Origin of the sequence: Prosthecobacter sp. (assembly GCF_044222345.1) — a bacterium.
In the GTDB taxonomy this organism is placed as follows: Bacteria; Verrucomicrobiota; Verrucomicrobiia; order Verrucomicrobiales; family Verrucomicrobiaceae; genus Prosthecobacter.
Window position 1 is genome coordinate 131,964 of the sequence record NZ_JBGANL010000007.1, and the last position, 22,245, is coordinate 154,208.

Here is a 22,245-nt window from a genome sequence, read left to right on the forward strand (position 1 = left end):
GCTGCCGAGAGCAGGCTTTCAAGCGCTGACTAAGCGCTCTGATTGCCTCGGTTACGTTTTACCAGCCTGGCCTTTCGGAACAGCATCTCGCCACGCATGACATAAAGAATGAAAACTCGTTCTCCATCGTGACGATAAAACACACAACATGGGGCTTCGATAATTTGGCGGTAGCGTGATCGCCGCATTTCTGGCACGCGCGAGCCGCTGTCGGGGGGCAAGCTGCTCGACATGCTCCAAGACTTTCCGAACCAGATTGCGTGCCGCCTGCGGATCATTGAGGGCGATGTAATCAGCAATAGTATCGAGGTCGCTGAGAGCTGGCTCGGTCCAGATTATTTGAGCCATCGCGACATGCGTTTCTTGGCTTCGGTATGTGTGACAACCCGCCCTTCTTCAGCGGCACGTTCGCCGCGAGCAATGCCTTCTAGAATGCCGATTTGCCGGTTGAGGGTTTCAAACGTTTCGAAGGCCATCAAATAGGCTGCTGGTTTGCCATGTTGGGTGATCAGCACCGGGGCTTGGTCGGAATCGAGACTGGCAATCATTTCGGTGGCCTTGCGCTTCAGGGGCGTGACAAGTTCCGTTCGCATGAAGTGCTACTTTAGTGTCACACATGTGCAGAGCAAGTGATGAAACCGGTGGCCATGTGATCATTCTTGCACCAGCTCAATGCGATGCCCCTCAGGATCTGATACGACGGCTCGCCGACCCCAGGGTGATTCTTGCGGAGGGGTGACGATGGCGGCGGGGAAGTCGCTGAGGGCCATAATCACGGCATCAAGTGAGGGGACCCGGAAGCCGATACGAGTGCCGAGTGTCGTAGCCTCTTTTGGAGACTGGGGATAGATTTCAAAAACACAGCCGCCCAGCTCTGCGGACAGATGCTCGGGACCACCGCCATGCCGGTGACGGATGAACTTCAGTCCCAGGGATTCGTAGAATCGCGCGGCTCGTTCAAGGTCAGTGAAACGGAGAACGACAAGGCTTAAGGAGATGTTGTTCATGGCAGAGCACAGGCCTATTCCGACTGTTGCTTAGATTGACGCCAAAGAAGAGGATCACAAAGAGACTCGAAGGTCAACTCCGCATCACCCACGAGAATTCCTGCGTGTATGCATGCCAGTCTCACTGAAGCCTCTGCGGCGGATTTTCTGTCTCCTCCAAAGTCTTGAAGTTTGTGCTCCCGCCAAGCTACCCATGCGGGGCGGTCGAGATGCCACTTTTCACGCTCGTGGTAATCTCCGGGAGGTACTCCCAATCCAGACGGAGGATTGACATAATATTCCATTCCCATGCCAACGGTGACGATCCGTATGTGAGAGTCAAAGCCGTTACGTTCGTTCTCCGTCTTGGCCAGGGTCAACCCGTAGAGAGCGATCAAAGCGCAGAGTTCCGGTGCTCCCGAATCACCTGCAATAATGGCGAAGTCTCTTACGCCATGACAATGCGTGGCGTCATCAGTCGAAGCGTAACGACCATAAGACTCTCGGATCCAGTTCCGCCATTTTTCGTCGTACCTAGGGCGCCACGATGTGACGATTTCAGGCACTGATCGTTGCGCCCAGGTGGTCATGATGGCGTTTCTGATGTATGAAAATGCTTTGTTAGATTGTTACTCCCCCAGCTTCTTCAGCGCCGCTGTGACATTTCCCACCGTGAGCAGTTCATCCAAAATGAAAGGCTCCTCAGCACCCGGGATGTAGAGCACGTTCACTGGCACGGCGCGTTTGCCGAGGGCTTCGAGGGCGAGGCGGATGGTTTCGTTTTCGTCGGACCAGTCGGCCTTGAGCGTGGCGACTTTGTGCTGCTTGAAAAGGGCGCGCAGGCCGGTGTCGGAATAGACGCGTTTGTTGACCTGGCAGGTCCAGCACCAGGAGGCGGTGAAGTCGATGTACACGGGCTGCTTGGCGGCACGCAGTGCAGCTACTTTTTCGGGTGACCAGGTTTCCCAATGCAGGGCATCGGGATCTTTGAGATTCACGGTTTCTTCGGCATGAGAGCGTTTGGCTGAGGCGTTTGGCAGGCCGAGCCACAGACCGCCGGCGACGGCGAGAAGCGTGAGCAGTCGGGCGATGTTCTGCGTGCGTGCGGGCTTGTGGGGGAGGGCCCAGCGGCCATAGATCCAGCAGCCCAAGGCGATGAGAACGAGGCTCAGGATGGCGAACAGGACTGGCAGGCCTTCGATCTGATTGGTCAGCACGTAGAGCATGAAGCCCACGGTGCCGAAGAGCAGGAAGGACATGCCCTGCTTGAAGCTTTCCATCCACGCGCCGGGGCGTGGCAGGGCGGAGATGAGGCCGGGGAAAAGGGAGAGCAGCAGAAAGGGACTGGCAAGACCGAGGCCGATGAGCGTGAAGATCAGCATCGACTGCGAGGCAGGCATCGCGAGCGTGGCACCCAGGGCGGTGCCGAGAAACGGAGCGGAGCAGGGGGTGGCGACCACCGTGGCGAGCAGGCCTGAAAAGAAGGAGCCGCCGAGGCCGCCTTTGGACTGCAAGCCGGAACCCACACCGATGGCGGAAGTGCCGATCTCAAACAGGCCTGCCATGTTCAGGGCGAAGATGAGGAAGAAGGCGGCGAGGAAGAAATTGAAGGCGGGTGATTGAAGCTGCGAGCCCCAGCCCTTGTTCAGCGCGATGGCAAATCCGCCCAGCACCCAGAAGGAAAGCAGCACGCCCACGGTGTACATCAGGCCATGCAGCACCACTTTGCGACGGTCTTCACCCGCCTGCTGCACCACGCTGGTGACCTTGATGCCGAGCACTGGAAACACGCAGGGCATGATGTTGAGGATCAAGCCGCCGAGAAAGGCGTAGAGAAGCAACTCCGCAAAAGTCAGGGGAATTTTAGGTGCGGCGGCTGGTGTCGCTGGAGGGGCTGTGGCTGGTTCCAGAGCTTTGTTTGCTGCTGGCTTGGCTTCGCTCGTGACAGGCGTTAAGGGGGGGCTGTCAGGGCTTTTTCCCGGGGCAGGTGCGCTGGCCAATGCGGCTGCGTTGGCTTCATTGGTCACAGGCGCTGCAGCCACACTCAGCGTGAGCGCGACTTCTTTGGCAAAGGGGAGGCAGCTTTTCGGATCGCACACGAGCGCATTCACTTTCACCTTCAGTGCGGCGCTGCTGCCTACGGCGGCAGTGGCAGGTGGGGTGATCTTCACCGGCAGGTACACCGTGCCGTCATAGCCATCGCTGATCGCTCCGTCGGTGGAGGGGACTTGATGGGTGGCGGGCCATGGCAGTTCTTCGATCTGCCAGCCTTCCGGGAGCGTCCAGGTCAGTTTGGTGGGCTTGCCGATGACGCCCGGTGGCAGCACCTTGCCATAGGTGTGGCAGTCCTTTGCATGCACCAGTTTGACCGCAGCCTGGAACGGCTGGCCAGGCGCGGCGGCGGATACTGAGGCCACCAGTTCCGCTGTGACGCGCTGCTGCTTCGGCGCGTCGATCTCACCCAGGCCAAAGGTTTGCGCAGTAGCGACCGTTGCGGCGAGCAGCAAGGCGGCGAGGGAAAGGAAGCAGCTTCGATTCATGGATGGGGAGGGATTGGCAGGTAGGAGAACGCGCCGTGCGGGTTATTCCCATCACGGCGCGTTTCGCGGACTTTGAATACTTAAAGTGCTCTACGAATCAGAGCGCCTTGTGGCTGCCATCGCAGAAAGGCGGGTTCTTGGTGTGCTTGCAGTTGCACAGCCAGACCTTCTTGGCCTCGGGCAGGTTGAACTTCTTCGGGCCAAAGCCCGTGCCTTTGTGGCTGCCATCGCATTTTGGCTGGTGACCGCTCAAACCGCAGGCGCACCACCAGTGATCTCCGGCAGGAAGTTCGACAGCAACGGGTTGTTTATCGTAAATTTTGGGAAGATTTTCCATGGGGCTAATTTGGCAGATGAAGAAAGAAGGTCAAGGCATGCGGGCGGATGTTCTGACTGGCTATTGAATCGTCTCCAGCACTTCCCTCACGAGACCCGGGCCACGAAAGACCAGCCCGCTGTACACCTGCACCAGGGCCGCGCCTGCCTTCATCTTTTCACGTGCATCGGCACCGCTGAGGATGCCCCCGACCCCGATGAGGGGAATCTGCTCCTTCAGCAGCGTGCGGAAGGCTTGCAGCACAAGGTTGGAGCGCTCACGCACCGGCGCCCCGCTCAGGCCGCCGGTTTCATTCGCCAGCCGATGACCTGTGATGGCCGTGCGATCAATGGTCGTGTTGGTGGCGATGACGCCGTCGATGTCTTGTTCATTGAAGACGCGGGCGAGCGCCTCGATCTGCATGTCATTGAGGTCGGGGGCGATCTTGACGAGGAACGGCACCTGTTTGCCATGCTCCTGCTTCAAGACGGCCTGTTCTTTTTTCAAGGCGGAGATCAGTTCACGCACCGCACCTTCGGCCTGGAGGTCCCGCAGCCCCTTGGTATTTGGGGAGGAGATGTTCACCGCGATGTAATCAGCGACGGGATACGCGGCCTTCAGGCAGATGAGATAATCCTTCACGGCATCTTCATTCGGGGTGTCGAAGTTCTTGCCGATGTTCACACCGACGACGGCTTTGGTGCGACGATGCTTGAGCTTTGCCACGGCGGATTGAATGCCGGGGTTGTTGAAGCCCATGCGATTGATCAACGCGTCATGCTCGGGCAGGCGGAAGAGGCGCGGCTTTGGATTTCCTGGCTGCGGGCGTGGCGTGAGAGTGCCGACTTCCACGGAGCCGAGTCCCAGTGCGCCCCAGGCCTCCACCGCGCTGGCAGACTTGTCCATGCCGGCGGCGAGTCCGAGTGCGTTTGGAAAGGTGAGCCCCATCACACTGCGTGATTGCTGGGGACCGCTGACCACCGATTTGAGCATGCCGAGGCGATGCGCGATGATCATCATCTTCACGGTGAGTGTGTGGGCACGCTCGGCATCAAGCCGGAAGAGCCACGGTTTCAGCACGGGATAAAAGGATTCGATCAGGGTCATGCGTCAGGCGGGAGGATGGATTTCACGAGTGCTGCCACGGCTTTGCCGAGCCGTCCATGTGCAGCCGCATCCAAATGAATGCCGTCGCTGCCAGGCTCGACCAGTGTTTGCGTATTGAGGAAGCCGCAGCCGAGCGAGGTGGCGATGGCTTCATAATACTTGGGCAGCCTGCGGCTGTCCTTTTGACCGTTCGGGAACTTGGCGGCGATGTCCGGCAGGTGCATTTGATCGCCGATGGCAGGCGGGCAGAGCAGCAGGAGCTGCGGCGCTTTGTTGCCGATGCCGGCATCGCTGCCCAGAATCATCTGAGCCAGCATTTTGACCCCCGTGGCAATCTCTCCAGGGGAAACGCCGTAGACGGCTTTGAGGTCATTCGAGCCGAGCATCAGCACCACCAGATCCAGCGGTTTGTGGGATTCCAAGATCGCAGGCAGCACCGTTTTGCCATTGCGCGCCAGGGCAAAGGTGTCGTCGTGCACCGTGGTGCGGCCATTTTGACCTTCCTCGATCACCCGGAAGTCGGTGCCCAGTTCGTGGGCCAGGATGCCGGTCCAGCGCACGTCGTGCGGGTGGCGTTCGGGGCAGGGGAGTGAGATGCTGTCGGGTTTGAAGCCCCAGGTGTTAGAATCGCCAAAACAGAGGATGTTTTTCATCAGGCGTGCATGATGCCTTTCATCGAGGCGGGGGCAACTGCTCTCCACAAATGTGAATAACTCATCAAATTCCAGCTTGCGCCTCTTTTCGTCTGTGTTAGACATCCTGCCCCCCTGCTCCAAAAGCAGGGTTTTGAGTTCCCCCAGACTCACCTTCTTTCACTACTCTTGTATGCGCGTCCGTACCTCCGTTAAACCTCTCTGCGAACTTTGCCGTGTTATCCGCCGCAAAGGTGTTGTCCGTGTTGTCTGCAAAAATCCACGCCATAAACAGCGTCAGGGTTAATCCTTTCTTTAAATCCCAATACACTGAATTATGGCCCGCCTGCTTGGAGTCGAAATCCCGAACGAAAAGAAAATCGAATACTCACTTCCGTATATCTACGGCATTGGGCTTTCCGTCAGCCGCAAGATTCTTGCAGCTACTAATATCGACCCGAACATTCGGGCAGGTGAACTGAGCGACGAACAGATCGCTGCCATCACCCAGACCGTTCAGGGGATGAAAATTCCGATCGAAGGCGACCTTCGTCGTGAGCTTCAGATGCACATGAAGCGCATCCTTGGCATCAACTGCTACCGTGCGCACCGTCATCGTCGTGGTCTGCCAGTCCGCGGCCAGCGCACACACACCAATGCCCGTACTCGCAAGGGTCCACGTAAGACCGTGGGTGCACAGAAGGCGAAGTAATCTGAATTTTAGCAACGCCCTTTTCCCTATACATCATGGCTGACGAAACGACCCCCGCCGCACCTGCCGCAGCAGCACCCGCTCCTGCCGCACCTGCAATCCCTGCTGCTCCTGCCGCACCCGCAGACCAGCGCACCTCAACCAGTGGTGACAAACAGGTTTCCCAGAGCGTCTGGCTCGAAATCGGTGGAGAAGCTGCCGAACAGAAGGTCGTCAAGGCCAAGGGTTCCAAGAACGTCTCCCAAGGCATTGTCCACGTGTACGCCACTTTCAACAACACCATCGTTACGATCACGGATCGCGTGGGTGGTGTGATCGGCTGGTCCACCGCTGGCAAAATGGGTTTCCGTGGTTCCCGTAAGGGCACTGCATATGCCGCCCAGGTCGTTGCTCAGGATGCCTGCCGCCAGGCAATGGGTCATGGTCTGCGTGAAGCTGAAGTCCGCCTTCGTGGCCCTGGCTCCGGCCGTGAGTCCGCTGTGCGTGCCGTTCAGGCCCTCGGTGTCGAAGTGACCACCATCAAAGACGTCACTCCTATCCCGCACAACGGCTGCCGTCCGCCAAAAGCCCGTCGCGTCTAATTTTTCAGCTTCTTTCTCCTACCCACTATGGCACGCTACACAGGTCCTCGCGAAAAAATCAATCGCCGTTTCGGCATTGCGCTTTTCGGTCCTTCCAAATCTCTCGAAACCCGTAATTTCCCACCAGGACAGCACGGTGCTCGCAACACCCGCCGCAAGACCTCTGAGTACGGCACCGCCCTCGCTGAAAAGCAGAAGCTGCGCTACCAGTACGGCCTCATGGAAAAGCAGTTCCGCCGCTTCTTCGCTGAAGCTCAGCGCCGCAAGGGCGTGACCGGTGAAAACCTGCTGCAGATGCTCGAACTGCGCCTCGACAACGTCGTGTATCGCATGGGCTTCGCCAACACCCGTTTTGCTTCCCGTCAGCTCGTCAGCCATCGTCACATCACTGTGAACGGCAAAGTGGTGAACATCGCCAGCTATCAGGTCAAGCCTGGTGACGTCGTTGCCGCCCGCGCCAGCAGCCAGCGCAGCCAGCAGCTCGTCGGTCGTTTCCTTGAAATGACCCAGGGCACTCCTGCTTCCGACTGGATGACCGTCGATCGCGACAAGATGAGTGGTGTGGTCAATCGCGTCCCTGTGCGTGAAGAGATCAACCCGATCGCCAACGAGCAGCTCGTCGTCGAACTTTACTCCCGTTAATCCCTCCGGATTAGCCATCATTCTTCAAGAGGGACGCTTTCGGGCGTCCCTTTTGCTTTGCCACCCACGTAGCCTTCTCTCATGACACCGACCCGCCTGGAACTCATCGGAACCGAAGTTGCCCTCGTTTGGAGCGATGGCACGGAACAGTTTATCGCCATGGAAAAACTGCGCGCCGCCTCACCCAGCGCGGAGAACACGGGGGAGCGAGATCTTCTCGGTAAAAAGATCGGTGGCACCAATCAAAAGCACTTTCCGGGCGTCACGGTGAAGGACTGGCGCATGGTCGGCGGCTATGCCATCCAGTTTGATTTCAGCGACGGGCACAACACCGGGCTGTACTCGTTTGATTATCTGCGGGCGCTGGACGGAGTTTAACTATACCTAGCCATGAGCTGGTCGATCTTTGATGAAGGGAGAAGCCTCGGGCTTTCTGGTTCGGAGAATGGAACGATTCTTCGAGACGAAGAGCACTCAGAAGGGGCGCGCATCACAATCGAGCGTGGGGGCAGCACTGCGCCCTACAGCATCACATGCGGCATCTATGGATGGATGGTGCACACACGCTTTTTTAGTCTGGAGGAGGAGGCACAGACTGAATTTGACAAAATGCGGGTAGAACTGGGGGAAATCATCGGTCTGATCTGTGACAGCTCACTTGATGAAGAACGAGCTATGGAGGCAGGGGAGAATGCTGTCTCGCGATTTGTCGAGCAGTTCCCCTGACACTTATTTCTCCCCCACCACACTGACCACAATGCTGCGCGTATGCGGGGCCTTGCGGTGCTCAAAGAGAAAAATACCCTGCCATGTCCCAAGGGCGAGGCGGCCGTTCACCACGGGGATGACCTCCGAGGTGCGGGTCAGTGCCATGCGCAGATGGCTGGGCATGTCGTCCGGACCTTCGTAGGTGTGCACGAAATAAGGTGTGTCCTCCGGCACGAGGTGGTCAAAAAAACTATGCAGGTCGGTGCGGGCGGAGGGATCGGCATTTTCGTAGATCACCAGGCTCGCGCTCGTGTGCTGCACAAAAACAGTGACCGTGCCCGTGCGGATGCCACTGACACGCACGATCTCCTGACAGCGCTCGGTGATTTCATAGGTGCCTTTGCCCCGGGTGGGGATGGAGAATTGATCAGCGTGAGAGGCCATGAGTTGAGGGGGATGACAGGGCCAAAGAAGCTACGTCCGGCCCGAGTGCTCAACCATAAAAAATGCCATGTGATGATGAATCACATGGCATCTGAATCTTGAAGGATGAAGGTCGATTACGACAGCTCAGCGAGCTTTGCCTTCACGGCGTCGAAGTTCGGCAGATCCTTCGGTGTGGCGGTCTGTTCGGCGTATTGGATGACGCCGTTTTTGTCGATGACGAATGCCGCACGTGCGGAGGTGTCGCCAATGCCGGCGAGGCCTGGGAAGAGCACGTCATAAGCCTTGGTGGTTTCCTTGTTCAGGTCGCTGACCAGGGTGATGCCGATCTTTTCCTTCTGGGCCCAGGCTTCCTGTGCGAAGGGGCTGTCCACGCTGATGCCGATGACGTCGGCGTTCAGGTCGCTGTAGGAGCTGAGGCCTGCGGTGATGTCGCAGAGTTCCTGGGTGCAGACGCCCGTGAAAGCGAGAGGGAAGAACAGCAGGACGGTGTTCTTGCCGGCTGGGAGCGAGACGTCGCTAAGGCCGGTGGCGGATTTGGACTTGAGGGTGAAGCCAGGGGCTTTGGAGCCGACGGAGAGTGCCATAGAGGTTATGTGGGTGTGGGTTGCGTTCAGGCCGGATGGCCCGGAGTTCGGTTATCAAGGCCAGACTGGCCCTCAGGTCAAACTAACGTTGCTGCCCACCACGCTGGATGCCCTGCCGTTTTACGCCAGCGGCAGCAGCTCCTTGATCGGATCACCAAAAGGAAGAATGGGCATCGGGCGGCCTTGGAAGTCATCAAAGGAGTCTTCCGGGTCGATGCCGAGATGCTGGTAGACTGTGGCCCAGAGGTCATTGGGGCTGAGCGGGCGCTCGATGGGGAATTCCGCCCGTGGGTTCGTCGCGCCGATGATCTGGCCGGTTTGCATGCCACCACCACTCACAATGAAGGACATCGCATTGGGCCAATGGTCGCGCCCGGGCTGGCTGACGCCGGTTTGGGTGCCGATTTGCGTGTTGATCTTGGGCGTGCGGCCAAACTCACCGGTGATGATGACGAGCACGTCTTTGTCCAGTCCACGCTGGTGGATGTCTTCGATCAATGCGGATGCTGCCTGATCATACACCGGCATGCGCCAGCGGGCGTCGGCGTACATATCGCAGTTCACCGCGTGGCTGTCCCAGTTGTAGGTGCAGTTCTTCGGGATGGGGGTGGAGAAGGGATTCTCCCAGACCATGGTCACAAAACGGCAGCCGGCTTCCACGAGACGGCGTGCCATGAGGCCGCGCTGGCCGTAGGTGCTGTAGCCGTAGCGCTCGCGTGTCTGGGCAGACTCCTTGGTCAGATCAAAGGCATCACGCACCGCTGGTGTGGTGAGCATGCCAAACGCCTTTTGGCTGAAGCTGTCCATGGCATCCATGAGGCCGCTGCGGTCCATCTCGCGCTTGAGATTGTCCATGCCCTTGAGCAGGTGCATGCGGTCGTCCATGCGCGATGCCATGTCCGGCGTGAGGCCGATGTTCTCGACTTTAAAATCCTTGGCGCTGGGATCTCCCACCACCATGAAGGGGGAGGCAGAAGGTCCGAGATAGGCGGCTCCCATGGAGAAAATATCGATGCCGCTGCGACCGCGATCCACACCTGCCACGCAGGTCGGCATGGCCTGCCCGGCGCGTTGGAGCTTGCGCGTGATGATGGACTGCACGGAGGGCGCATCATTCACAAAGCCGACTGGCAGCGCCGGATTGCGCCCCGTCATGAAGCGCTTGTGGCCGCCGCCGTGATCCGCGAACTCATGGTGCACGCTGCGGATGATGTTGAACTTGTCAGCGATTTTCGCCTGCTTGGGGAACAGCTCGCAGATGTGCGTGCCGGGCACCTTGGTGCGGATCGGGTTGAGCACACCGCGATATTCCACCGGCGCGTTCGGTTTCATGTCATAGCTGTCGAGCTGTGACATCCCGCCCGGCAGCCAGACAAAGATGACCGACTTGTCCTTGAGTCGTCTGCCTGCTGCTTTGGCGATCGTCTCAGCGCGCAGCGTGTCCGCCAGTGACCAACCTGTGAGCCCGAGGGTGCCCAGGTTCAGAAAGCTGCGGCGGGACATGGGGCCGGAGCAGCGGTGCGGATGCGCGGAGGAGTGGAGAGGCATGGCTGGCAGTGAAACATACGCCTGTGCGTGAGGGGACTTTCATGGGCGGTGTGCCTCTCGGCGGTGCACCACCATCCAAAATCCATTCTTGGCAGTTCTCCGATCATCCGTTACTTTCAGACATCATGGTCGCTCAAGAACTCTTCGCTCAAGCAGCGCGTCTTTCCTCCGAGGAGCGTCGTTTTCTGGCAGAAATCATCTGGGAGACGGTGGACGCGGATTTGCCGGCGCAGTGGGAAAACGATGCCACGATTTCGGCTGAGGTGGAGAGACGTTTTGAGGCCTTCAAAGCCGGTCAGTCACGGGGCCTGAGTCACGATGAAGTCTTTGCCGCAGCCAGGACGCTCGTGGCATGAGGGTGGTTTATTCAGAGCATTTTCAGGCGGAGCTCTGCTGCATCACCGGACGTTACAGCGCCGAGAGCAGGGAACTCGGGCGCAGCTTTGTGCAGACAGTTGAAAATGCCTGTCTGGAGATTGCCGCTGATCCTCTGCGCTGGCGAGTCTTTGAGGGGCGCGTGCGTCGTTGCCTCGTGCACCGCTTTCCGTACATTATCTATTATCTTGTGGAGGATGATCTGATCTACTTCGGCGCTCTGTTGCACAGCGCCAGACATCCGGAAACTTTTCGGGAATCATTTGCCGATCTTTGAAGGTCGCCATCAGCGTGTGATTTTCTGACACCCGCCCGCCTCCTCAGCCAAACTTCAGCTGCTGCAGGAAGTAATACAGCGCCTGCCTCCACTCGGGGGCATCATGGCCGTGGTCGGTCACGTGCCACACATGCGGCACGCCTCTGCCTTTCAGCCAAGTGTGGAAATCCTGGCTGATGTGGATGAGGCCGTCCCTGCTGCCGCAAGAGAGCCAGAGCAGGCGCAGGTCTTTGGCGGCGGTGGCATTTGGCATCAGGTCGGCTGACTTACGGGTATTGGGGGCGGAGGAAAAGCCGCCCACCCAGGTGAAGAGTTCGGGATGTCCGAGGCCGAAATTCAGCGACTGCCCGCCGCCCATTGAGAGACCTGCCATGGCGCGCTGCTCGCGGTCTGCCAGCACCGCGTAGCGTGCCTCGATGGTGGGAATGATGTCCTCCAGAAGATCGCGTTCGAAAAACGAAAACGCAGGCGCGTGCTTGAAGACATCGCCCTTGGGATGGTCGTCCTTCTGCGCGCGGCCATTGGGCATCACCACGATCATGGGCACCGCTTTTCTGTCGGCGATCAGGTTGTCCAGCAGTACCTCCGGCTGGGCAAAGCGCTGCCACTCGGTCTCATCGCCACCGATGCCGTGCAGAAGATAGAGCACGGGCAGCTTTTTCTCCGGCGTGTATCCCGGCGGGGTGTACACATTCATGTGCCGCCGCGTGCCCACGCTCTTCGAGTCATACTCGATCATCTCCAGCTTTCCATGCGGGATGCCCTCCCTCCGCGCATCCCAGCCGCTGGGTGGCGGAGGGAAGGCGGGCTTGTCATCCTCATGCAGCACGATGGGGCTCCAGGCCTTGCGCGGCTGGCTTGGCGGCTCCTGCGCAGGCAGAGTGGTCAGCATGACCAGTAGGACGTATGCGGTGTGCTTAATCACGTTTACTTCAGGCTCATGATGAACGCCTTCACATCGGCGAACTCCTGGGGCTTCAAGATGAGGTTCATCGGTGGCATCGGAGAGATCGGTGTGGCGGTGTAGCCTTCGGCGAGCTTGGCGTTTGGATTGATGAGGCTTTCGAGGATGTAGGCGGCGTCTTTGCGTGTGGCGATGCCATCCAGCGCAGGCCCCACGGCGCTGCCCTGGCCTTTGAGCATGTGGCAGTTTTTGCAGGCGGCGACGGGGTGCTCCCAGAAGATTTTCTCACCGCGCTTCACGTCACCGACGAGCTTGGATTCATCGTCTTCGATTTCGGGAATCAATTCCACCAGGCGTACATCATCAAAGTAGGTGTCGCCTTTGCCCACGTGCAGGAGGTTGATGCTCGCCTTGTCGCGGGTCTTGCTGTTGAAGGTCACGTCCACTTCGGTCCAGTCCTGCGTGCGGGTGAGCTTGGTTGTTTCAGAGCGGCCGATGTGATCATTGAGGCTGGCCTTGCCACGGAAGCCGTGGGTCTTGATCCAGGCGCTGAGTTTGTACTCGGTGTTCGGCTTCAACGGCACATCGGTGAAGAAGCTGGTGTCGGCATCATCACGAGTGATGACGCGGAAAGCCTGCTTGCCGCTGTGGATCATCTTCTCATCGGTGACGATGCTCCATTCGGCCCCAGCATTGCCGGGCTTCGTGCCGTAGTTGCGCTGTTTCCAACTGGTCGGTGTTTTGGCACCTTCAGCCACTTCTTCAAAGCCGGGATTTGGGAGCAGATTTGGGCCTTCCTTGTAGTTCAGCGCCTTGTGTTTCTTGCCCAGCATCTTCGCGGCTTCGGCCAGCCATTCGTCATTCTTCACCACCGGATCAATGGCGAGCTTTTTCACGAGCGTCTGGATTTCCGGCGTGGTGGGGAAGTCTGCGAGTTTGACGAATGCGGCGAGGCGGGTGTGGAGATCGGAGTCGTTGAACGTGCCGGAGCCGAAGAGCAGCGACTGAGCTTTGGCGTCGCTGCCGAGGGCGCGGATGGCGTTGCGGCGCAATCCGGCATCCTTGGCCAGCAGTGCGGCTTTGTGAGTGGCCTCATCGAGTTTGCCCAGTCCTTGCAGACTCCATAAAGCATGGATGGCCGCCGTGCTGTCACTCGCATCAAGGACCATGTGCTCGATGCTCTTCACATCCACACTCTCGCTGCTCTCGACCTTCTGACGCTGCGCGGTGAGGCGCGCATACTGGGTGCTGGCGGTCAGGGCAGGCTTCTCCGCCTTGGGATTCGTCCCCTTGGCAACGATCCGGTAAATCCGCCCGCGGCTGTGATCGCGGATGTCATTCTCATGCGCGCCGCCCTTGCCGGTGGTGGCCACGAAGCCGCCGCGTTCCAGACTGGGTGTTGGATTGTGCTGGATGATGAAGTTTTCGAAATCGGCCACCCACACAGCACCATCAGGGCCGACTTCGGCGTGGACGGGGCTGTTCCATTCGTCGCTGCTGGCGTAGATGTTCATGAAGTCGAGCGCCTTCCAGCCGGCACCATCGGGCTGCACATCGAAGAGGGAGACGACCTTCATCGTCGGCTCGCAGACCATGGCCTTGCCTTGGAATCGCTTGGGCAGGTTGCTGCTGTAGATGAAGTTGCTGCCTGCTGCGGAGGTGTAACCGCCAAAGACGTCCACCTGGCGGAAGTTGGGAGTGATGGTGTGGCAGGCTTCAACGACGTTGATCTTCTTCGCCGTCATGCCGCGTGAGTTTTCAGGGTAGGCTGTGGCAGGGATACCACCAAAGAAGATAGGTGCGCCGTTCGCGGTGCCGCCGAACTGATCGCCTGCGTCATTGGTGCTGTGCGCCCAGGAGTTGTTGGTGAACTGGTGCAGAAACTCGATGGCGCTGCCGTCCGCTTTGAAGCGGTAGGTGCCCATGGCGAACTGGTGCTTCTTGCCGCCGACGTAACCTTCGATGCCGCTGTAGCCCACGCAGCCGTAGAGCCAGTTGTCGAAGCCATAGTGCAAATTGCTGGCCTGCGCATGGGTGTCGCGAATGCCCCAGCAGTCGATCACTGTTTCACGCACATCGGCCTTGTCGTCGCCGTTCGTGTCCTTGAGGAAGATGAACTTCGGCGGCTGACTGACGATGATGCCTCCGCGTGCGAAGACGATGCCGGTGGGCAGATTGAGCTTGTCGGCGAAGACGGTGAACTTGTCCGCCTTGCCATCGCCATCGGTGTCCTCGCAGATCTTGATGCTGTCCTGGCCTTCGCCGCTGTCGGTGACGCCATGGGGATAGTCGCGGGTTTCCACCACCCAGCAGCGGCCACGGTCATCCCATGCGAAGGAGATGGGCTTGGCGATGTCCGGTTCGCTGGCGAAGAGTTTCAATTCACAATCCGCAGGGACTTGCGTGCGCTCCATGCTGGCTTTCACAGTCATGGGAAGCTGGAGCGTGAGAGGTTCGGGGCGCTTTTCGTAATTGGCCACCTGCGGGTGTTTCTTGCGCTCCTCGGGATCGCGCTGCTTGAGGAAGGCCTCGTAGCTGGCTTTGCGCTCGGTGGGAACGGCTTTCAGGATGCGACTCTTCATCTGCTCGGGACTCGATTGATACCAGCCACCCAGCAGCGTCCCCGATTCTTTGAATGTAGCCACAAACTCGTTTACTTCTACTAGGCCGGTGTGAATCATCACGTCGTATTGAGCCGCCGCATCCTTGGGGACATCGGAACGTTTGGAAAAGTAGTCAAACCAGATGGCATCGCGGCCCAGATCACGCATGGCCTCATGCAGCGGGCCGACGGCGGTTTGCTCTTTGCCCTCGGCATCCAGATAGAGCACGCGGATGGGGCCGGTGGGGGCAGCATGGGCTAAAACGGCGGTGAAGAGGATGAGCAGGATTGCTTTCATGGTGGGTGATGTGAAATCTCACTCGAAATAACGCCTGCTGGCCAGTCTGATGTGCGGACAACTTTTGGGAGGAATCGGACACGGTGAAAATGACGGAATGTACGTTTGGCTTTTCGTCTGGCGACGGCATGATCCCGGCCCGTGACTGATACCAAACGCCTGCGCCTGTTCATGTTCATAGCCCCGCTGCTCAGCGGGATCATTCTGACCTTTGCCTTTCCTGGGTGGAATTCCAATCTCGCGGTCTGGCTGTGGCTCCTGCCGCTGCTGGCCGTTTTGTGGTCATGGAAGAATGCGGAAGGTGTCAAAGTGCGTCCGTTTTGGCGCGGCTATCTGGCCGGGCTGGCCTTCTTTCTGATCAATCTGAAGTGGGTGCATCATTCGGCGCGCGTGAGGCTGGGCAATGCGATTGACGACTCCTGGTCAGGGCTGCTGCCGGAGCTGGCAGGATTCGGCGCGCTGGTCGGCCTGGCTGGATACTGTGCGGTTTACTTTGGTCTGTGGGCCTGGTTCACGCATCGCTTTGCACGGCCCAATGTGACCACGCTGACCAAAGATGCCTGGTGGCCGAGCACGCTGCATTCGCTGACATGTTCCTTTCTCGCTGCCTCGGCATGGGTGGCGTGTGAATGGCTGCGCAGCACGACGGTCTTCACCGGCTTTGGTTGGAACGGTCTCGGAGTGGCGATGTACGGCATGCTGCCTCTCATTCAGGCTGCGGATCTTGTTGGCGTCTTTGGCCTTTCCTTTCTGCCGGTGTTCGTGGCCTGCACGGCCTGGAACACGCTGACGCGTCTCATCCTTGCCTATCGCGGTGAGGGTACATGCAAGACGCGGCTCGACTTCACCGTGGCTTTGATCCTCATGCTCAGCACGGCGGCGTATGGAATGCTGAAACTGACCGCCAAGGAGGCGGACGCCATCACCGTGCGCACCGTTCTCGTGCAGCCCAACGTGTCGCTGGTGGATGCCGCGACGGGCAGGCTGGCGGAGCAAACTTATCAGCACCTCGACCAGTTCACCCGCATGTATGGCACGGCGAAAGAGGGCAAGACCTCCACGGACCTCATCATCTGGCCGGAGAGCGCGCTGCCGGTCAATCTGGAGGACCGGTATCACTACCTCCCGCAGGGCTTCCATCAAAATTACTTCAATGACATGCTGCAGTCTGGAGACTTCAGCCTCTTCTTCGGCACAGATCTGTATGAAAGTGCCGAGATTGGGCATGTCTCCGCCGTGCTGTTTCGTGGCAGCGCCGAGCGTCGTCAGGAATACCACAAGGTGCATCTGGTGCCCTTTGGCGAATACCTGCCGCTGAAGCGCATCCCGCCGTTTTCCCTGTTTCAGAGCCTGTTTGAAGGGGCCTTCACACCAGGGGTGAAAACCGAGCCGCTGAAGCTGGAGAAGCCGGAGGTACAGATCATTCCGCTGATCTGCTTTGAGGACACCGTGGGCCGGCTGGCGCGCCGCTTTGTGCGCGAGGCGCCGCAGATGATTGTGAACATCACCAACGACGGCTGGTTTCTGCAAAGCGAGGAACCCGAGGTGCACATGATCAATTCTCTCTTCCGTGCCATCGAGCTGCGCCGCCCCATGGTGCGTGCGACGAACACGGGCGTGAGCTGCTTCATCGACACCTGCGGCCGCATCACCTCCAGGCTTAAAGATCCCGAGACCGGCTCATCCTTCATTGAGGGAACGCTGCCCGGCGAGGTCAAGGTGCCGCGTTCGGGTCACATGACGCTCTATGCTAGGTTTGGAGACTGGTTTGCGCTGACGCTGCTGGGCGTGTGCGTGGCCGCGTGGATCTACTGCGGATTGATCCGGAAAAAGAACGCGCTGCCTTGAGCGGGATCAATCATCCCGCCACCAGGAGCGCCAGGTGGGCCGTGGCTTGGGATCATGCTGAGATTGCAGCGGTCCCGGAAAGTGGGCGTCGTTGGCGTTTTCAGCGGGAGGGGCCGCGCTGTCTTCACTGGAGAATGGCTTGGCGAAGCCCGAGGGGGCAAACTTGGATTTCGTGGTGACGGAGTTTTGCATCGGCGCACGCGGCCGCAGGATGATCTCGGCTTCGACCACGGTGCTCGCCATCTGAGGCTGAAAGGGAACTGGGGGAGTCGTGGCAAACACCTCCGGTTCGGACTGCCAGGGATTGTAGGGGGCTGCAACCAGCGGGGGATCGAACGAGGCTTCGCCAAGGGGCGCCAACACGACGGGTATCTCTGGCGCTGCTGCCGCTTCGGGTGGGCGTTCAAACACGGGTGCGGGTTCCCACACCGGGTCTTCAACGGAAGGTTCCGGTGATGGCATGGGCGACGCGGCTGCCAATGGGGGGGCGACCTGGATCTCATCCGGAAAGGCAGCCCCTTGGAAAAGCGAAGTGGAGAAGAAGAGCGGTGGTCCGGGTTCTTCATGCTGCACGGGGGCGGTGGAGAACAGCTGGGAGCGCGGAGGCTCCATGCTGCTCCTGGGGGCTTCTTGCGGCACCGGAGCGCTGGAGAACATGGTGCCGACAGGTGCGACGTATGGCTCGGCCTCGTTCAAGCTCGGCATGGGATCGACACCGAGAGTCCATGCGCCATCTGCGACAACTGGAGGTGAGGGAAGGGGGGGCTGCAGCAGTACTTGCGGAGGCGGGGACGGTGCTTTCGGTTCTTCTTCCACCGCAGTCTCTTCAAGCTGCGGGGCAGGTTCTGAAATCGGCTGCGGCGCGGGTTCAGTGAGGCTGGCAAAGGCGTCGTTGTCGGGTGGTGGCGATCTGGGAAATTCGTCCCATTCATCCAAAAGAAAGGACTCCGGCCGGTAATCATCTTCGGGCTCGTCCGGCGTGACATCGGCCATGGACAAATCGACAACAGGGGCCTGCTCTTCGCGAATAATCTGGCGGGAAAGCCACTGCTCGACCTGGCTCTGGGCCGGGACCTCAAGCGGTGGAGCTGGGGGAGGCAGGCTCTTTGGCGTGGCCGGTGGCGGAGGGGCGGGGGTCTTTTTCTGCCTCAGCATCGCCATGGCAGCAGCCCCCGCCGCGAAGAGCAGGGGGGCTTTGCCCATGCGCGTAGCAAGGACGCCGCCAATCGCAGTCGCAGCGAGGACGGCCAACGGGCCAGGCTGATGACTGGTGCGTTGCGGCTGGTCTGACGAAAGGTCCTCGGAAGCCGTGCTCATCCTTGAATTAAAACGATGTTAATTCACCGCAGAAGCTGCGGCAAGACTCAACTGCTTCGCTGCCAATCTGCTGCTGACTATTTATTGGCGTCGCCACCGCTGGCGACGGCAAGGCCGGCGTCTTCGGGAGGAAGGAAGGCTTTGAAGCGGTTTTTGTCGATGGCCTTCATGTAGGCTTCCATCGGGGTGACGTAGCCGTCACGGAGCTTCTGCCAGATGGCTTCGTCCATGAACTGCATGCCCTGGGATTTGCCGCCGATGATGACGTCGTAGAGCTTCTGTGTGGCACCTTCACGGATGATGGCACCGACGGCGGGATTGGACACCATGATTTCATTCACGGCGGCACGGCCCTTGCCGTCTGACTTTTTCATGAGGAGCTGGGCGACCACGCCTTTGAGCGAAGCGGCGAGCATGGTGCGCACCTGGCTCTGCTGATCGGAGGGGAAGACGTCAATGATACGGTCAACGGTCTTGCGGGCGTTGTTGGTGTGCAGGGTGCCAAAGACGAGCAGACCGGTCTCAGCCGCCGTGAGCGCGAGCGAGATGGTTTCAAGGTCGCGCATTTCACCCACGAGCACGATGTCTGCATCTTCACGCAGGGCGGCGCGCAGGCCGTCTGCGAATGACGGGGTCTGGATGGGCACTTCACGCTGGGTGATGATGCTCTTCTTGTTGCGGTGCACGAACTCGATCGGTTCTTCGATCGTGATGATGTGACGGCGGAAGTTGGTGTTGATGTAGTCCAGCAGGGCGGCCAGCGTGGTCGATTTGCCGGAGCCGGTGGGGCCGGTGACGAGGACCAGACCGCTGCGCATGTGGCCAAACTCCTTGACCACGGGCGGGATGCCAAGCTGCTCCAGGCTGGCGATCTTGGTGGGAATGATACGAAACACCGCGCCGTAGCCGTGCTGCTGGCGCAGGTAGTTGCAGCGGAAGCGGTTGTCCGCATCCATCTCGTAGGCGAAGTCGAGGTCACCCTTTTCCTTGTAGCGGTCCCAGGCGCGGGGCTCGCAGATTTCACGCATCATGGTCTCCATGAGGCGCTCGTCCAGGATCTGGTCGGAGATGGGTTTGATGCTGCCATGCACGCGCACCTTGGGCGGCTGCTTCTGGCTGAGGTGAAGGTCGGATCCGCCCAGTTCGATGAGCTTCTGGAAGTATTGATCAATGATTGGCATGTGACGTTCGCAGTGGTCGGTTGGCGTGGCAGAGGGCCTCAGGATTCAAAGAATTTCTTCATCATGATCTTGTCCTCGGCGCGGAACTCACATTCTTCGCGGCTGATCTGCCCGGAGGAGTACAGATTGCGCAAGGAATCATCCATGGTGATCATGCCGACGCCTTTGCCGGTCTGCATGACACCCGCGAGCATGTAGGTCTTGCCTTCACGGATACAGTTGCCGACGGCGGGGGTGTTGACGAGCACTTCGAGCGCCATGACGCGGCCGGTGCCGTCGATTTTGGGAACAAGCTGCTGGGAGAGAATGCCGCGCAGGGATTCAGACACCATGATGCGGATCTGGTCACGCTGATCGATGGGGAACACATCGAGCACACGGTCCAGGGTGCGGGCGGCGCTGCCGGTGTGCAGGGTGCCGAGCACAAGATGGCCCGTTTCCGCAGCGGTGATGGCCAGGGAAATGGTTTCAAGGTCGCGCATTTCACCCACCATGATCACGTCCGGGTCTTCACGCAGGGCGCCGCGCAGCGCGGCTGCGAAGGAGGCGGTGTGGGTGTGAACTTCGCGCTGGTTCACGTGGCAGCCCTTGGGCTCGATGATGTATTCAATCGGGTCTTCCAGGGTGATGATGTGATCCTGCCGCTCTTCGTTGATGGAATCGACCAGCGCGGCCAGGGTGGTGGATTTGCCGCAGCCGACAGGGCCGGTGACGAGGATCAGGCCGTTGTGGAAACGGGTGAGCGTCTTGGCCGTGGCGGGCAGGCCGAGATCTTCCACGGACTTGATGCTGGTCTTGATGACACGGAAAACCATGTCGATGCCCAGACGCTGCTGGACGACCGAGGAACGGAAACGGCCGAACGCTGGCGAGTAGGCGAAATCGACATCGCCACGAGCTTCAAGCTGTTTGACCTGGGCCTCTCCAAGGAAACCGTAGGCGAGGCGGCGGGCATCTTCCGGGGTGAGAATCGCGGCATTGTCCCAGATGGGCTGCAGATTGCCGTAGCGGCGCCAGACAGGTTGTGCGCCGGTGGCGAGATGCAAGTCAGACGCATCATACTCCATGCAAAAACGCAGGTAGTCGTCCACGGAGCCTAAAACAGGGAGAAGATCTTGTGGGGGTTGGTTGGGATCGGACATGAAAGGGGGATGACGCTAGACTGCTTCGGAATCCGGTACGTTCGGAGATATTTTCTGGCGCAGGTAAGTTTCAAACAGCTGAGTGCCGTAATTCATCAGGGATTTACGAGCGAGACCGAGCAGCGGACTGAGGAGCAGAGCAAACAAACCGCTTCTCTGAGCGCCACTAAGGGAAGCTTCAGGATAACGGGCCGGGCCACGGGAAGGCCAGACGGCTTTGAGTGCCGCCAGTCCTGCGACGGCGGCGGCACCGATCCACAGCGCCCGATGCTTTTCCACGCTGCGGGTGATCACGGCCCGCGGGCTCCACTCCTCCACCGCATGGGCGGCATGATGCGCCAGAGACGCACGGGCGTCTTCCAGATCACGCAAAGCCTGCTGCTTCGGAGTTAGTTGTGCTTGTTGCTGGCGAGCCATTCGCGATCCCGGCGGAATTGGTTGAAAGTTTCCTCAAAGAGCTGCATGCCGCGCAGCCTGGACTTCAGTCCGGCGAGCAGCAGCACGCCGAGGAAGAGATGAATGCCGGCACCGGCAAGAGCCACCCGCGCCCAGTGCCAGCCATTGGCGTCGGCGATGATCCAGACGAGTGCGGGGGCGGCCAGCATCCAGCCAATGACGAAGGCGGCAAAGGCCAGCATGAACATGCCGGAGAGATTGGTCAGGCGGTTGCCCGCTTCCTGACCCTCAATGTGCAGCAGGCGTCCGCGTGCCTCGATGTACAAGGCGACAGCGCGCAGCAGTCCTGTTGCGCTGGCGCGTTCCTCGGGGGCGGGCGGCGTGCCGGGGTTCATGAAAAAGGGGGCGCGATGTAAGAATCAGCGACGCAGAATGGCCCCGACGACGAATCCAATGCCAAAGGCGGTGAGCAGAGCTTGGAGCGGCTTTTCACGGGCGAATTTTTCCGCCTCGGCGCGCAGGTCATCATAGCGCAAACGCGCTTCACTGAGGGTGTGGTCTGCAAATTCACCGGCCTTTTCCTTGATGTCGGTGGCCTTCTGCTCGGCGGTGTCGCGGAACTGCTGTGCGCGTGTCTCTGCGGCAGCGCGGAACTCGGACGCCTTCTGCGCAGCTGCAGCACGCAGCTCCTCAGCGGCCTTCAAGGCGCTGGCTTTCGCGGCTTGAAAAGGGTCGTGTGAAGGACTGCTGCCAAAGACGGAATCTACGGTGGGGTTGTCAGTCATGGTGCGGAAAGAGTGTGGGGTGGCATGCAAGGCTAAGGGCCTGCTTTACTTCCCTGAATAAAGACGGTCTCTCACGCTTGGCGAGAGGAAAAAACATTTGGTCGATTTCTTCGATCAGGCGCTGCGGACCTTGCCGCGAGGGGGGCTTTTCCGCATGGCCGGCACCGGCAGTCTGCGGCGTGCGAGCAGCAAGGCGCGCTGCAACGCGGAGTTCTGCTGCCTGACGGCGGCGATTTCAGACTCAAGGGACTGGATGCGCAGCGTGTCCATGGCGGGCAAAGCCGGTCGGGAAGGCGGGGGAGGGGGTGGTTTGGACG

28 protein-coding genes and 1 pseudogene are annotated in these 22,245 nt (G+C 59.6%); 9 read left to right on the plus strand and 20 right to left on the minus strand.

Features of this window, described 5'->3' with window-relative positions; translation table 11 throughout:
• Positions 1 to 29 precede the first annotated feature (29 nt).
• The 8 genes and pseudogenes from ACILSL_RS06405 to ACILSL_RS06440 all read right to left on the minus strand — a co-directional run bounded on the left by ACILSL_RS06405 (position 30) and on the right by ACILSL_RS06440 (position 5,602).
• Positions 30 to 348 (minus strand): annotated as a pseudogene (locus ACILSL_RS06405) (type II toxin-antitoxin system RelE/ParE family toxin).
• A complete protein-coding gene (locus tag ACILSL_RS06410; RefSeq protein ID WP_395731170.1) occupies positions 336 to 593 on the minus strand; it encodes a type II toxin-antitoxin system Phd/YefM family antitoxin in 258 nt (85 codons plus the stop codon). Before ACILSL_RS06410 ends, ACILSL_RS06405 begins: the two are co-directional and overlap by 13 nt.
• A gap of 60 nt (positions 594 to 653) precedes the next feature.
• Entirely contained in the window at positions 654 to 1,007 is a 354-nt protein-coding gene (locus ACILSL_RS06415) for a VOC family protein (protein WP_395731171.1), read from the minus strand.
• Between the two features lie 14 nt (positions 1,008 to 1,021).
• Positions 1,022 to 1,576 carry a hypothetical protein gene (locus tag ACILSL_RS06420; RefSeq protein WP_395731172.1) on the minus strand — a complete coding sequence of 185 codons (555 nt, stop codon included), beginning with the start codon at positions 1,574 to 1,576 and terminating at the stop codon, positions 1,022 to 1,024.
• A 39-nt stretch (positions 1,577 to 1,615) separates the two neighbouring features.
• Complete coding sequence (locus ACILSL_RS06425; RefSeq protein WP_395731173.1) at positions 1,616 to 3,526, minus strand: thioredoxin family protein; 1,911 nt, start codon at positions 3,524 to 3,526, stop codon at positions 1,616 to 1,618.
• A gap of 97 nt (positions 3,527 to 3,623) precedes the next feature.
• Positions 3,624 to 3,863: a CDGSH iron-sulfur domain-containing protein gene (locus ACILSL_RS06430; RefSeq protein WP_395731174.1), complete on the minus strand. Its 240-nt coding sequence runs from the start codon at positions 3,861 to 3,863 to the stop codon at positions 3,624 to 3,626.
• Between the two features lie 60 nt (positions 3,864 to 3,923).
• Positions 3,924 to 4,949, minus strand: a complete 1,026-nt coding sequence (locus ACILSL_RS06435; RefSeq protein WP_395731175.1) for a quinone-dependent dihydroorotate dehydrogenase — start codon at positions 4,947 to 4,949, stop codon at positions 3,924 to 3,926.
• Positions 4,946 to 5,602: an SGNH/GDSL hydrolase family protein gene (locus ACILSL_RS06440; RefSeq protein ID WP_395731176.1), complete on the minus strand. Its 657-nt coding sequence runs from the start codon at positions 5,600 to 5,602 to the stop codon at positions 4,946 to 4,948. Before ACILSL_RS06440 ends, ACILSL_RS06435 begins: the two co-directional genes overlap by 4 nt.
• A gap of 172 nt (positions 5,603 to 5,774) precedes the next feature.
• Here ACILSL_RS06440 and rpmJ point away from each other — a divergent pair, with 172 nt between their 5' ends.
• The 6 genes from rpmJ (at position 5,775) to ACILSL_RS06470 (ending at position 8,242) form a co-directional block, all read left to right on the plus strand.
• Complete coding sequence (gene rpmJ / locus ACILSL_RS06445; protein ID WP_133796336.1) at positions 5,775 to 5,888, plus strand: 50S ribosomal protein L36; 114 nt, start codon at positions 5,775 to 5,777, stop codon at positions 5,886 to 5,888.
• A 30-nt stretch (positions 5,889 to 5,918) separates the two neighbouring features.
• The gene (gene rpsM / locus ACILSL_RS06450) at positions 5,919 to 6,293 is read left to right on the plus strand and encodes a 30S ribosomal protein S13 (protein WP_395731177.1); all 375 of its coding nucleotides are present in this window, start codon (positions 5,919 to 5,921) and stop codon (positions 6,291 to 6,293) included.
• 35 nt (positions 6,294 to 6,328) lie between these two features.
• Positions 6,329 to 6,874 (plus strand): 30S ribosomal protein S11, encoded by a 546-nt coding sequence (gene rpsK / locus ACILSL_RS06455; protein WP_395731178.1) that lies wholly within the window; start codon positions 6,329 to 6,331, stop codon positions 6,872 to 6,874.
• A 27-nt stretch (positions 6,875 to 6,901) separates the two neighbouring features.
• Positions 6,902 to 7,516 (plus strand): 30S ribosomal protein S4, encoded by a 615-nt coding sequence (gene rpsD / locus ACILSL_RS06460; protein WP_395731179.1) that lies wholly within the window; start codon positions 6,902 to 6,904, stop codon positions 7,514 to 7,516.
• 81 nt (positions 7,517 to 7,597) lie between these two features.
• Positions 7,598 to 7,894 carry a gamma-butyrobetaine hydroxylase-like domain-containing protein gene (locus tag ACILSL_RS06465; RefSeq protein ID WP_395731180.1) on the plus strand — a complete coding sequence of 99 codons (297 nt, stop codon included), beginning with the start codon at positions 7,598 to 7,600 and terminating at the stop codon, positions 7,892 to 7,894.
• Between the two features lie 12 nt (positions 7,895 to 7,906).
• A complete protein-coding gene (locus ACILSL_RS06470; protein ID WP_395731181.1) occupies positions 7,907 to 8,242 on the plus strand; it encodes a hypothetical protein in 336 nt (111 codons plus the stop codon).
• Between the two features lie 3 nt (positions 8,243 to 8,245).
• On the opposite strand, the gene ACILSL_RS06475 is transcribed toward ACILSL_RS06470, so the two are convergent.
• The 3 genes from ACILSL_RS06475 to ACILSL_RS06485 all read right to left on the minus strand — a co-directional run bounded on the left by ACILSL_RS06475 (position 8,246) and on the right by ACILSL_RS06485 (position 10,803).
• Positions 8,246 to 8,668, minus strand: a complete 423-nt coding sequence (locus ACILSL_RS06475) for a secondary thiamine-phosphate synthase enzyme YjbQ (RefSeq protein ID WP_395731182.1) — start codon at positions 8,666 to 8,668, stop codon at positions 8,246 to 8,248.
• 116 nt (positions 8,669 to 8,784) lie between these two features.
• The gene (locus ACILSL_RS06480) at positions 8,785 to 9,255 is read right to left on the minus strand and encodes a redoxin domain-containing protein (RefSeq protein WP_395731183.1); all 471 of its coding nucleotides are present in this window, start codon (positions 9,253 to 9,255) and stop codon (positions 8,785 to 8,787) included.
• 120 nt (positions 9,256 to 9,375) lie between these two features.
• Positions 9,376 to 10,803 (minus strand): DUF1501 domain-containing protein, encoded by a 1,428-nt coding sequence (locus ACILSL_RS06485; protein ID WP_395731184.1) that lies wholly within the window; start codon positions 10,801 to 10,803, stop codon positions 9,376 to 9,378.
• Between the two features lie 125 nt (positions 10,804 to 10,928).
• Here ACILSL_RS06485 and ACILSL_RS06490 point away from each other — a divergent pair, with 125 nt between their 5' ends.
• Complete coding sequence (locus ACILSL_RS06490) at positions 10,929 to 11,159, plus strand: addiction module protein (protein ID WP_395731185.1); 231 nt, start codon at positions 10,929 to 10,931, stop codon at positions 11,157 to 11,159.
• The gene (locus ACILSL_RS06495) at positions 11,156 to 11,455 is read left to right on the plus strand and encodes a type II toxin-antitoxin system RelE/ParE family toxin (RefSeq protein WP_395731186.1); all 300 of its coding nucleotides are present in this window, start codon (positions 11,156 to 11,158) and stop codon (positions 11,453 to 11,455) included. The genes ACILSL_RS06490 and ACILSL_RS06495 overlap by 4 nt, the downstream gene beginning before the upstream one ends.
• Before the next feature lie 43 nt (positions 11,456 to 11,498).
• Here ACILSL_RS06495 and ACILSL_RS06500 read toward each other — a convergent pair whose 3' ends face one another.
• Both ACILSL_RS06500 and ACILSL_RS06505 read right to left on the minus strand, forming a co-directional pair.
• Entirely contained in the window at positions 11,499 to 12,347 is an 849-nt protein-coding gene (locus ACILSL_RS06500) for an alpha/beta hydrolase (RefSeq protein WP_395731187.1), read from the minus strand.
• A 35-nt stretch (positions 12,348 to 12,382) separates the two neighbouring features.
• Positions 12,383 to 15,259, minus strand: coding sequence for a PVC-type heme-binding CxxCH protein (locus ACILSL_RS06505; RefSeq protein ID WP_395731188.1), 2,877 nt, complete (start codon positions 15,257 to 15,259; stop codon positions 12,383 to 12,385).
• Positions 15,260 to 15,400: 141 nt separating this feature from the next.
• Here ACILSL_RS06505 and lnt point away from each other — a divergent pair, with 141 nt between their 5' ends.
• Positions 15,401 to 17,107, plus strand: a complete 1,707-nt coding sequence (lnt, locus tag ACILSL_RS06510) for an apolipoprotein N-acyltransferase (protein WP_395731189.1) — start codon at positions 15,401 to 15,403, stop codon at positions 17,105 to 17,107.
• A gap of 6 nt (positions 17,108 to 17,113) precedes the next feature.
• On the opposite strand, the gene ACILSL_RS06515 is transcribed toward lnt, so the two are convergent.
• The 7 genes from ACILSL_RS06515 to ACILSL_RS06545 all read right to left on the minus strand — a co-directional run.
• On the minus strand, positions 17,114 to 18,424 hold the full coding sequence (locus tag ACILSL_RS06515; RefSeq protein ID WP_395731190.1) for a hypothetical protein: 1,311 nt from the start codon (positions 18,422 to 18,424) through the stop codon (positions 17,114 to 17,116).
• Between the two features lie 77 nt (positions 18,425 to 18,501).
• Entirely contained in the window at positions 18,502 to 19,605 is a 1,104-nt protein-coding gene (locus ACILSL_RS06520) for a type IV pilus twitching motility protein PilT (RefSeq protein ID WP_395731191.1), read from the minus strand.
• A gap of 38 nt (positions 19,606 to 19,643) precedes the next feature.
• Positions 19,644 to 20,747 carry a type IV pilus twitching motility protein PilT gene (locus ACILSL_RS06525; protein ID WP_395731192.1) on the minus strand — a complete coding sequence of 368 codons (1,104 nt, stop codon included), beginning with the start codon at positions 20,745 to 20,747 and terminating at the stop codon, positions 19,644 to 19,646.
• Positions 20,748 to 20,762: 15 nt separating this feature from the next.
• Positions 20,763 to 21,164 carry a hypothetical protein gene (locus tag ACILSL_RS06530; RefSeq protein ID WP_395731193.1) on the minus strand — a complete coding sequence of 134 codons (402 nt, stop codon included), beginning with the start codon at positions 21,162 to 21,164 and terminating at the stop codon, positions 20,763 to 20,765.
• Positions 21,137 to 21,538 (minus strand): phage holin family protein, encoded by a 402-nt coding sequence (locus ACILSL_RS06535; RefSeq protein WP_395731194.1) that lies wholly within the window; start codon positions 21,536 to 21,538, stop codon positions 21,137 to 21,139. The genes ACILSL_RS06530 and ACILSL_RS06535 overlap by 28 nt, the downstream gene beginning before the upstream one ends.
• Before the next feature lie 24 nt (positions 21,539 to 21,562).
• A complete protein-coding gene (locus ACILSL_RS06540) occupies positions 21,563 to 21,928 on the minus strand; it encodes a YqjD family protein (protein WP_395731195.1) in 366 nt (121 codons plus the stop codon).
• Positions 21,929 to 22,042: 114 nt separating this feature from the next.
• Positions 22,043 to 22,245 (minus strand): hypothetical protein (locus tag ACILSL_RS06545; RefSeq protein WP_395731196.1); only part of this gene is annotated, 203 nt, incomplete at its 5' end.

What these genes read in the sequence shown, in the direction of transcription:
- ACILSL_RS06410 (WP_395731170.1), bottom strand. Translation starts at nt 593, where the DNA reads ATGCGAACGGAACTTGTCACGCCCCTGAAGCGCAAGGCCACCGAAATG.
- ACILSL_RS06415 (WP_395731171.1), bottom strand. Translation starts at nt 1,007, where the DNA reads ATGAACAACATCTCCTTAAGCCTTGTCGTTCTCCGTTTCACTGACCTT.
- ACILSL_RS06420 (WP_395731172.1), bottom strand. Translation starts at nt 1,576, where the DNA reads ATGACCACCTGGGCGCAACGATCAGTGCCTGAAATCGTCACATCGTGG.
- ACILSL_RS06425 (WP_395731173.1), bottom strand. Translation starts at nt 3,526, where the DNA reads ATGAATCGAAGCTGCTTCCTTTCCCTCGCCGCCTTGCTGCTCGCCGCA.
- ACILSL_RS06430 (WP_395731174.1), bottom strand. Translation starts at nt 3,863, where the DNA reads ATGGAAAATCTTCCCAAAATTTACGATAAACAACCCGTTGCTGTCGAA.
- ACILSL_RS06435 (WP_395731175.1), bottom strand. Translation starts at nt 4,949, where the DNA reads ATGACCCTGATCGAATCCTTTTATCCCGTGCTGAAACCGTGGCTCTTC.
- ACILSL_RS06440 (WP_395731176.1), bottom strand. Translation starts at nt 5,602, where the DNA reads ATGAAAAACATCCTCTGTTTTGGCGATTCTAACACCTGGGGCTTCAAA.
- rpmJ (WP_133796336.1), top strand. Translation starts at nt 5,775, where the DNA reads ATGCGCGTCCGTACCTCCGTTAAACCTCTCTGCGAACTTTGCCGTGTT.
- rpsM (WP_395731177.1), top strand. Translation starts at nt 5,919, where the DNA reads ATGGCCCGCCTGCTTGGAGTCGAAATCCCGAACGAAAAGAAAATCGAA.
- rpsK (WP_395731178.1), top strand. Translation starts at nt 6,329, where the DNA reads ATGGCTGACGAAACGACCCCCGCCGCACCTGCCGCAGCAGCACCCGCT.
- rpsD (WP_395731179.1), top strand. Translation starts at nt 6,902, where the DNA reads ATGGCACGCTACACAGGTCCTCGCGAAAAAATCAATCGCCGTTTCGGC.
- ACILSL_RS06465 (WP_395731180.1), top strand. Translation starts at nt 7,598, where the DNA reads ATGACACCGACCCGCCTGGAACTCATCGGAACCGAAGTTGCCCTCGTT.
- ACILSL_RS06470 (WP_395731181.1), top strand. Translation starts at nt 7,907, where the DNA reads ATGAGCTGGTCGATCTTTGATGAAGGGAGAAGCCTCGGGCTTTCTGGT.
- ACILSL_RS06475 (WP_395731182.1), bottom strand. Translation starts at nt 8,668, where the DNA reads ATGGCCTCTCACGCTGATCAATTCTCCATCCCCACCCGGGGCAAAGGC.
- ACILSL_RS06480 (WP_395731183.1), bottom strand. Translation starts at nt 9,255, where the DNA reads ATGGCACTCTCCGTCGGCTCCAAAGCCCCTGGCTTCACCCTCAAGTCC.
- ACILSL_RS06485 (WP_395731184.1), bottom strand. Translation starts at nt 10,803, where the DNA reads ATGCCTCTCCACTCCTCCGCGCATCCGCACCGCTGCTCCGGCCCCATG.
- ACILSL_RS06490 (WP_395731185.1), top strand. Translation starts at nt 10,929, where the DNA reads ATGGTCGCTCAAGAACTCTTCGCTCAAGCAGCGCGTCTTTCCTCCGAG.
- ACILSL_RS06495 (WP_395731186.1), top strand. Translation starts at nt 11,156, where the DNA reads ATGAGGGTGGTTTATTCAGAGCATTTTCAGGCGGAGCTCTGCTGCATC.
- ACILSL_RS06500 (WP_395731187.1), bottom strand. Translation starts at nt 12,347, where the DNA reads ATGCTGACCACTCTGCCTGCGCAGGAGCCGCCAAGCCAGCCGCGCAAG.
- ACILSL_RS06505 (WP_395731188.1), bottom strand. Translation starts at nt 15,259, where the DNA reads ATGAAAGCAATCCTGCTCATCCTCTTCACCGCCGTTTTAGCCCATGCT.
- ACILSL_RS06515 (WP_395731190.1), bottom strand. Translation starts at nt 18,424, where the DNA reads ATGAGCACGGCTTCCGAGGACCTTTCGTCAGACCAGCCGCAACGCACC.
- ACILSL_RS06520 (WP_395731191.1), bottom strand. Translation starts at nt 19,605, where the DNA reads ATGCCAATCATTGATCAATACTTCCAGAAGCTCATCGAACTGGGCGGA.
- ACILSL_RS06525 (WP_395731192.1), bottom strand. Translation starts at nt 20,747, where the DNA reads ATGTCCGATCCCAACCAACCCCCACAAGATCTTCTCCCTGTTTTAGGC.
- ACILSL_RS06530 (WP_395731193.1), bottom strand. Translation starts at nt 21,164, where the DNA reads ATGGCTCGCCAGCAACAAGCACAACTAACTCCGAAGCAGCAGGCTTTG.
- ACILSL_RS06535 (WP_395731194.1), bottom strand. Translation starts at nt 21,538, where the DNA reads ATGAACCCCGGCACGCCGCCCGCCCCCGAGGAACGCGCCAGCGCAACA.
- ACILSL_RS06540 (WP_395731195.1), bottom strand. Translation starts at nt 21,928, where the DNA reads ATGACTGACAACCCCACCGTAGATTCCGTCTTTGGCAGCAGTCCTTCA.